The following is a 6,130-nucleotide window of genomic DNA, read 5'->3' as shown; positions in this document are numbered from 1 at the left end:
AAGGTCCTCGCCAAACGCGTCGAACCCGCCCTCACCGAAGGCACCGACGTACCCGGCCTCGACCCGTCGACGAAGGCCCTCGTCGCCACCTACCGTTCTCTCAGGAAGTGAAGTGACATGACAGCCATGCAGTTGGGCCTCATCGGTCTGGGCAAGATGGGCGGCAACATGCGCGAGCGGATCCGCCGCGCCGGCCACGAGGTCATCGGCTACGACCGCAACCCCGAGGTCTCCGACGTCAAGAGCCTCGCCGAACTGGTCGAGAAGCTGGACGCGCCCCGCCATGTGTGGGTGATGGTCCCGGCCGGCACCGCCACACAGGGCGTCATCGACGAACTGAAGGACCTGCTGTCCGAGGGCGACACCGTCATCGACGGCGGCAACTCCCGCTGGACCGACGACGAGAAGCACGCCGCCGAACTCGGCGTCAAGGGCATCGGCTTCGTCGACGCCGGCGTCTCCGGCGGCGTGTGGGGCCTGGAGAACGGCTACGCGCTCATGGTCGGCGGCGACAAGGAGCACGTCCGGCGCATCCAGCCGATCTTCGACGCGCTCAAGCCGGAAGGCCCGTACGGATACGTCCACGCGGGCCGGGTCGGCGCCGGGCACTTCTCGAAGATGGTCCACAACGGCATCGAGTACGCGATGATGCAGGCCTACGCCGAGGGCTGGGAACTGCTGGAGAAGGTCCGCTCGGTGGACAACGTCCGCGAGGTGTTCCGCTCCTGGCAGGAGGGCACCGTCATCCGCTCCTGGCTGCTGGACCTCGCGGTCAACGCCCTGGACGACGACGAACACCTGGAGAAGCTGCGCGGCTACGCGGAGGACTCCGGCGAGGGACGCTGGACGGTGGAGGCCGCGATCGACAACGCGGTGCCGCTGCCCGCGATCACCGCCTCGCTGTTCGCGCGGTTCGCGTCCCGGCAGGACGACTCGCCGCAGATGAAGATGATCGCCGCGCTGCGCAACCAGTTCGGCGGCCACGCGGTCGAGAAGAAGGACTGACCCGCCGTGGGGGACCTCCTGCTGGTCCGCCACGGTGAGACGGAGTGGAGCAGGTCGGGACGGCACACCAGCTGGACCGACCTGCCGCTGACCGGGCACGGCGAGGAACAGGCCAAGTCCCTCGTCCCGCTCCTCACCGGCCGGACCTACGCCCTCGCGCTGGCCAGCCCGCTGAGCCGTGCGATACGCACCGCCGAACTGGCCGGCCTGCCCGGGGTCACGACCGACCCGGGGCTGCGCGAGTGGGACTACGGCGGCTACGAGGGCATCACCACCGTCGACATCCACCGCGACCGCCCCGCCTGGGATCTGTGGACCGACGGCGTGCCGCCCGGCCCGGACGGCCATCCGGGCGAGTCGCCGGCGCAGGTCGGTGCCCGCGCCGACCGGGTCCTGGCCCGCGTCGACGCGGCCCTCACCGAGGACGCCGGTGACGTGGTGCTCGTCGCCCACGCCCACTTCCTGCGCGTCCTCACCGCGCGCCGCCTGGGCCTGCCGCCCGCCGAGGGCCGGCTGTTCCAGCTGGCCACCGGCACGGTCAGCCGCCTGTCGACCGAGCACGGCCGCCCGGTGATCGCGGAGTGGAACGTCCAGCCGTAACCGACGTCCCGTGTGCCCCCGGCCCGCCGATGCGGCGGACCGGGGGCACACGGCCGTCCGGGCACCAGGGCGCCGCGTTGACAGCCGCTCCCGGCCCGGGTCAGAGTCCCCCGGGTGGAGATCAGCGAGCTGACGGCGGCCGAGGAGCGGGTGTGGCGGGCGTTCCCGCGAGGGGAGTCGGTGGATCTGCGGGAGGACCCTGACGAGGACACCGCGGACGGCGGCGGCTGGGGGCCCGGACGGACGGTGCGCGCCCGGGTGCTGCGGGCCCTGCTGCTGGACGGGCCGCGGCACGACGGGGAGATAGCCTCGCTGAATCTGGCGGGCGCCCGGATCACCGGCCGGCTCGACCTCCAGTACGCGACGATCGACCACCCGTTGCGGCTGCGGCACTGCCACTTCGACGAGGCCCCGCGGTGCGACGGCGCCCGGCTGCGCGAGCTGAACCTCAGCGAGTCCGTCCTGCCCGGGCTCACCGCCCACGCCCTCCACGTGGACGGCGTCCTGCGGATGACCCGCACCCGGTGCCACGGCACCGTACGGCTCGGCGGTGCCCGCGTCACCGGCAGCCTGTACCTGGAGAGCGCCGAGGTGGCGGCGCCCGAGGAGGAGCACCCGGTGCTCCAGCTCAACCAGGCCGCCATCGGCGGTGACTTACGGGCGCCGGGCCTGCGCACGCACGGGCAGACACGGCTCAACGGCGCCGTGATCGCCGGGTCGGTCAACCTCTGCGAGGCGCGCCTGAACCATCCCGGGCAGGGCGCGCTCGACGCGCAGACGCTCTCCGTGGGAGGCGACATGCTCGTCCGGCACGCCGAGGTGCGCGGCTGGACGGGCCTGCGGGGCGCCCGTGTCGCGGGCCGGCTCGACCTGTCGTACACCCTCCTGTCCAATCCGGGGAGTCCGGCGCTGCGGGCCGGCAGCACGACGATCGGCGAACTGTGGCTGCGCAAGGGGCCGCCCATGGACGGCTCCCTCGACCTGCGCCGCGCCCAGCTGGAAGTCCTGCTCCTGGAACCGGAGTCGGTGCCCGAGGAGGTGCGGCTCGCCGGCCTGACGTACACCTCGCTCACCCCGCACGCGTCCGCCGAGTACCGCCTGCCCATGCTGGAACGGGAGCGGGACGGTTATGTCCCGCACGCCTACGAGCAGTTGACGGCCGCCTACCGCCGGACCGGGGACGACCACGCGGCCCGGCTGGTGCAGCTCGCCAAGCAGCGCCGGCACCGCCGCACCCTGCCCTGGTACGGCCGGGTCTGGGGCCTGGTGCAGGACGTCGCCGTCGGCTACGGGTTCCGTCCGCTGCGCGCCGCCGGCTGGCTGCTGTCGCTGCTGGCCCTCGGCTCCGCCGCCTTCGCGCTGCACCACCCGCAACCGCTGAACGCGGGCGAGGCACCGCCGTTCCATCCGGTGTTCTACACGCTCGACCTGCTGCTGCCGGTGATCTCCTTCGGGCAGGACTCGGCGTTCGCGCCGCGCGGCGGGTACCAGGTCCTCGCCTACGTCCTGGTGCTCACCGGCTGGATCCTGGCGACGACCGTGGTCGCCGGCGTCACCCGCACGGTGAGCCGCCAGTGACGCCGCGCGCCGGGTGCCCGGCCGCCGGGCGGCCGCGCCCCGCTTCTACAATCACCGGCACCCGCACGCGCACCCCGCCCCGGCTCCCCACGGCCCGAAGGAACCCGATGACCAGCGTCGAAGAACCGGCAGGGCCCGGCGGGCGGCCGCGCGACCCCGCCCGGACCAGGGCCGAGATCCTCGACGTGGCCACGCGCGAGTTCGCCCGGGCCGGCTACGACGGCGCCCGGGTCGACGAGATAGCGGCCCGCACCCGCACCACGAAGCGGATGATCTACTACTACTTCGGCGGCAAGGAGCAGCTGTTCACGGCCGTGCTGGAGCGGGCGTACGGGCTGATCCGGGACGCCGAGCAGCAACTGGACGTCGAGCGCCTGGACCCGGTCGCGGCCATCCGGCGGCTGGCCGAGCTGACCTTCGACCACTGCGAGCGGCACCCGGACTTCGTCCGCCTGGTCGGCATCGAGAACGTCCAGGGCGCCGGGCACCTCGCGGCCTCCGGGCGGCTCGGCCGGTCCGGTTCGCCGGTGCTCGACGTGATCCGCCGCGTCCTCGCCGCCGGGCGGGACTCCGGGGTGTTCAGGGCCGGCGTGGACGCGGTCGACCTGTACGCGGTGATCACGTCGTTCTGCTTCTTCCGGGTCGCCAACCGGCATACCTTCGGCACCCTGTTCGGCCGGGACCTGATGGATCCGGCGCAGCGCGCGCACTACCGGGCCATGCTCTCCGACATGGTGATCGCCTACCTCGCGGCGGAGCGGACGCCGGGCTGACGCCGACGCGCACCGGTCCCCCGCCACCTGGCCGGCCCCGCTCGGCGCCCTCACCCGGCGGGGTCCACCGCCGCGTCGAGCAGTGGGCCGAGTTCCCGGACGACGGTGGTCAGGGGCCGTACGTCCCGCTCGGCGCGCGCCATCAGGATGGCGCCCTCCAGGGTGCTGATCATGAGGGTGGCCAGTGACCCGGCCCGTGCGGCGGGCACGCCCAGGTCCGTCAGCGCCGCGGCGAGCGGGCCGCTCCAGGCCGTGAACGCGGCGGCCACGGCCTGGCGGGTCGAGCCGTCCGAGGAGGCGCGGTCGACCGTGGCGGCGGCGACCGGGCAGCCCGCCGCGAAGCCGTCCCGGCCGTACTCGTCGGTCCACTGCGCGGCCATGGCCGCGAACAGCCCGCTGGGCGCCGGCTGGTCCAGGGCCGCGAGGAACCGGGCGATGCGCCTGCCCGCGTACCGGCCGGCCCACTCGACCGCCTCGTTGACGAGCTGTTCCTTGCCGCCGGGGAAGTAGTGCTGGAGGGAGCCGCGCGGTGCGCCGGCGTGCGCGGCGACCTCGCGCATGCCGGTCGCGGCGACCCCGTCGCGCCGGATGAGCTGGGCCGCGCTGAAGACCATCCGTTCCCGCGGACCGCGCCGCGCCTGTGCCATCTCCACCTCCGGTCCCCGGTCCCCCACTCTATGACCATCGTCATAACGCACGCTACTATGACCGCTGTCATAGCAGGTTCGCGGCGGCGGAGGGCGGGCTCATGCCGGTCGGTTTCATCGGTCTCGGAGTGATGGGCCGGCCCATGGCCCTGCGCCTGGCGTCCGCCGGCACCGACCTGGTGGTGTGGAACCGCACCCAGGAGCGCGCCGCGCAGCTGCGCGCGGCCGGCGCCGAGGTCGCCGCGGACCCCGGCGAGGTGTTCGCGCGCGCGGAGACGGTACTGCTGATGCTCGCCGACGGGGCCGCGGTGGACGAGGTCCTCGGCCGTGGCACGCCCGCGCTGGCCGGGCGGGTCGCGGGCCGGACCGTCGTCCACATGGGCACGACCTCCCCGGAGTACTCCCACGCGCTGGAGGCCGAGATCCACGCCGCGGGCGGCCGGTACGTCGAGGCACCCGTCTCCGGGTCCCGGGTGCCGGCGGAACAGGGGCAGCTGGTGGCCCTGCTCGCCGGGGAGCAGGACGCCGTGACCGCCGTACGGCCGCTGCTGGCCCCGATGTGCCGGGAGACGTTCGTGTGCGGGCCGGCGCCGGGCGCGCTGCTGATGAAGCTGTCCGTGAACCTGTTCCTGATCACCCAGGTCACCGGGCTGGCCGAGGCGTTCCACTTCGCCGAGCGGCAGGGCCTGGACCGCGGGCTGTTCCTGGAGGTCCTGGATGCGGGCCCGATGGCCAGCGGGGTCTCCCGGATGAAGGCGCCCAAGCTGCGCGAGCGGGACTTCGCCGTCCAGGCGGCGGCACTGGACGTGCTCAAGAACAACCGGCTGATCGCCGAGGCGGCACGCACGGCAGGCCTGGCCTCACCGCTCCTCGACGTCTGTCACTCCCTGTTCGAGGAGACGGTGGCCCAGGGCCACGGCGGCGCGGACATGGTCGCCGTGCTGCGGGCGATCGAGGCGCGGACCGCCGGGTCGCCGTGAGCCGCGGCCGTACGGCGCGCGGTCAGCTCCGGGACACGCCGTACGCCCGCTCGACACGCAGCCGTACGACCAGACGGCGGTCGCGCACCATCGCGGCCCGGAAGTCGTCCCAGTCCGGGTGTTCGCCGATGACGTCCCGGTAGAGCCGGACCAGTTCCTCGACGGTCGCGTCGTGCGTGTCGGCGGCGACCGGCGTCAGCTCCGCGGTGCCCTCGGCGACGGTGTACGCCCAGCGGTCGGCGCTGGTCACGTGGTACGAGGCACGCGGGTCGCGGCGCAGGTTGCGGGTCTTGGCCCGGTCGTCGGTGACCGAGATCCGGATGACCCGCTCGTCCGGATCGTAGGCGTGGCTGACGTTGGACAGCTGGGGACGGCCGTCGCGACGAAGCGTGACCAGCACGCCGCCGTGACCTTCAGAGAGCAGGGCGAGCAGCGCGTCCTGCGGGGTGTCCTGAGTCATATCCGGATCAACTCACGGCAGCGGTGCGCGCATTCCCGGCCGGCGGAAGCCGGGGCGACGGCGCTGCGCGCGCTCGGGGTTGCGGTA

7 protein-coding genes are annotated in these 6,130 nt (G+C 73.7%); 5 read left to right on the top strand and 2 right to left on the bottom strand.

From position 1 onward, the window contains the following. The first annotated feature begins 126 nt into the window (after window positions 1–126). The 4 genes from gnd (at window position 127) to ABZ117_RS31715 (ending at window position 3,956) form a co-directional block, all read left to right on the top strand. On the top strand, window positions 127–1,005 hold the full coding sequence (gene gnd / locus ABZ117_RS31730) for a phosphogluconate dehydrogenase (NAD(+)-dependent, decarboxylating) (protein WP_356825793.1): 879 nt from the start codon (window positions 127–129) through the stop codon (window positions 1,003–1,005). 6 nt (window positions 1,006–1,011) lie between these two features. After that, window positions 1,012–1,605 carry a histidine phosphatase family protein gene (locus ABZ117_RS31725; RefSeq protein ID WP_356825788.1) on the top strand — a complete coding sequence of 198 codons (594 nt, stop codon included), beginning with the start codon at window positions 1,012–1,014 and terminating at the stop codon, window positions 1,603–1,605. A gap of 114 nt (window positions 1,606–1,719) precedes the next feature. Next, a complete protein-coding gene (locus ABZ117_RS31720; RefSeq protein WP_356825786.1) occupies window positions 1,720–3,183 on the top strand; it encodes a membrane-associated oxidoreductase in 1,464 nt (487 codons plus the stop codon). Between the two features lie 107 nt (window positions 3,184–3,290). Further along, window positions 3,291–3,956, top strand: a complete 666-nt coding sequence (locus tag ABZ117_RS31715) for a TetR/AcrR family transcriptional regulator (protein ID WP_356825784.1) — start codon at window positions 3,291–3,293, stop codon at window positions 3,954–3,956. A gap of 50 nt (window positions 3,957–4,006) precedes the next feature. Here ABZ117_RS31715 and ABZ117_RS31710 read toward each other — a convergent pair whose 3' ends face one another. After that, window positions 4,007–4,603: a TetR/AcrR family transcriptional regulator gene (locus tag ABZ117_RS31710; protein WP_356825782.1), complete on the bottom strand. Its 597-nt coding sequence runs from the start codon at window positions 4,601–4,603 to the stop codon at window positions 4,007–4,009. A 101-nt stretch (window positions 4,604–4,704) separates the two neighbouring features. Here ABZ117_RS31710 and ABZ117_RS31705 point away from each other — a divergent pair, with 101 nt between their 5' ends. After that, window positions 4,705–5,583 (top strand): NAD(P)-dependent oxidoreductase, encoded by an 879-nt coding sequence (locus ABZ117_RS31705; RefSeq protein ID WP_356825780.1) that lies wholly within the window; start codon window positions 4,705–4,707, stop codon window positions 5,581–5,583. Between the two features lie 22 nt (window positions 5,584–5,605). On the opposite strand, the gene ABZ117_RS31700 is transcribed toward ABZ117_RS31705, so the two are convergent. Further along, a complete protein-coding gene (locus tag ABZ117_RS31700) occupies window positions 5,606–6,043 on the bottom strand; it encodes a PPOX class F420-dependent oxidoreductase (RefSeq protein WP_356825778.1) in 438 nt (145 codons plus the stop codon). Window positions 6,044–6,130 lie beyond the last annotated feature (87 nt).

The organism is Streptomyces sp. NPDC006309, assembly GCF_040613095.1.
GTDB lineage: Bacteria > Actinomycetota > Actinomycetes > Streptomycetales > Streptomycetaceae > Streptomyces.
Note: the sequence above shows the minus strand (reverse complement) of the source record. Positions and strands in the feature narration are given on the sequence as shown.

What these genes read in the sequence shown, in the direction of transcription:
- gnd (WP_356825793.1), top strand. Translation starts at nt 127, where the DNA reads ATGCAGTTGGGCCTCATCGGTCTGGGCAAGATGGGCGGCAACATGCGC.
- ABZ117_RS31715 (WP_356825784.1), top strand. Translation starts at nt 3,291, where the DNA reads ATGACCAGCGTCGAAGAACCGGCAGGGCCCGGCGGGCGGCCGCGCGAC.
- ABZ117_RS31710 (WP_356825782.1), bottom strand. Translation starts at nt 4,603, where the DNA reads ATGGCACAGGCGCGGCGCGGTCCGCGGGAACGGATGGTCTTCAGCGCG.
- ABZ117_RS31705 (WP_356825780.1), top strand. Translation starts at nt 4,705, where the DNA reads ATGCCGGTCGGTTTCATCGGTCTCGGAGTGATGGGCCGGCCCATGGCC.
- ABZ117_RS31700 (WP_356825778.1), bottom strand. Translation starts at nt 6,043, where the DNA reads ATGACTCAGGACACCCCGCAGGACGCGCTGCTCGCCCTGCTCTCTGAA.